The 1398-nt window shown below is 44.9% G+C and carries 1 protein-coding gene and 1 pseudogene; both read left to right on the forward strand.

Annotation, left to right across the window (positions count from 1 at the left end; all coding sequences use genetic code 11):
• The coding region (frsA, locus tag R7127_RS26170; protein WP_318148679.1) for an esterase FrsA at window positions 1–1193 on the forward strand (1193 nt) is incomplete at its 5' end.
• A gap of 116 nt (window positions 1194–1309) precedes the next feature.
• Window positions 1310–1398: pseudogene (locus tag R7127_RS26175) on the forward strand (Crl family RNA polymerase assembly factor); the annotation flags it as partial.

The following is a 1398-nucleotide window of genomic DNA, read 5'->3' on the forward strand; positions in this document are numbered from 1 at the left end:
AAGCGAAAGAAACCTCCGCGCTCACTCAATACATGCCAACCAGCAAAAAGATTCTTGATGATCGAGAACAGCAAGAAGATCGTGCTTGGTATCGTCATTTGCGTCGCTTGCAGTGGGCGTGGCAAGGCTTATCTCCAATTGAAATGGAAGGCGTGTTGTCGCGCATTGCTTCGTCAACGCATTCTCGTACTCACGATGATTGGTTAGATACTGTGATGGGGTATCACAGCGGTAACTGGACGTTTGAGTGGATCAAGTTAGGTATGGAACACCAACGACGTGCCAATGATCTTAAAGGTGAGGATGCTGCCGACGAGCTGTTTACCGCATCGTTGTGTTTCAGCATTGCGGGCTATCCTCATTTAAAAAACGACAACTTGGCGCTTCAGGCTCAGGTGTTAGCAAACAAAGCCTATTCTGAAGGGGCTGAGAAAACTCAATACACCATCAAGCAAATTGAGGTGCCTTACCAAAAACGCAAAATTATCGCTAACTTGCATTTGCCAAGAACCGATAAGCAGCTGCCAGTTGTGATGGTGAGTGCAGGACTCGACAGTTTACAAACCGACATGTGGCGTTTGTTCCGCAATCACTTTGCTCCTAAAGATATTGCAATGCTGACCGTCGATATGCCATCAGTCGGACACAGTTCTCATTGGCCTTTGACGGAAGATTCAAGCTGTCTTCATCAAGCCGTGTTGAATGAGCTTTATTCCATTCCTTACGTCGATCATCACAAAGTTGGTTTGGTCGGTTTTCGTTTTGGTGGCAATGCCATGGTTCGTCTGTCTTTTCTTGAGCAAGAAAAGATCAAAGCGTGTGTGGCACTAGGCGCACCGGTGCATGATCTGTTTACCTCACCGAAAAAGCTGCAAAAAATGCCGAAGATGTATCTGGATATGCTGGCTTCTCGTTTGGGTAAAAGCGCAGTTGATATCAACAGCATGGCTGGGCAGATGATGGCTTGGTCATTGAAAGTCCAAGGCTTCTTGAGCAGTCGTAAAACTAAGGTGCCAATTTTAGCGCTGAGCTTAGAAGGTGACCCCGTTTCGCCTTACAGTGACAACCAGTTAGTCGCGCTATTTAGCCACTATGGGCAGGCGAAGAAGATCAGTTCCAAGACAATTACAAAAGGATATGAGCAATCCCTCGATTTGGCGATAAAGTGGTTGGAAGATGAATTATTAAGATGACAAATCTCCTAATTTAGTTAAGAGTGATATACCTGAGCAAAAAATAAGCTCATGATAATAAAAAATAATAATCATTATTGGGTGTTTACTTTAACTATATGGAAACGGAGATTCATATGTCAGAGACGACTCAGGGTCCAACACACTTTCGCTTGATGTCAAAGCTGAAGGCCATTGGGCCTTACCTGCGTGAACCGCAATCACA

Source organism: Vibrio sp. 1159 (genome assembly GCF_033340395.1).
Lineage (GTDB): Bacteria > Pseudomonadota > Gammaproteobacteria > Enterobacterales > Vibrionaceae > Vibrio > Vibrio alginolyticus.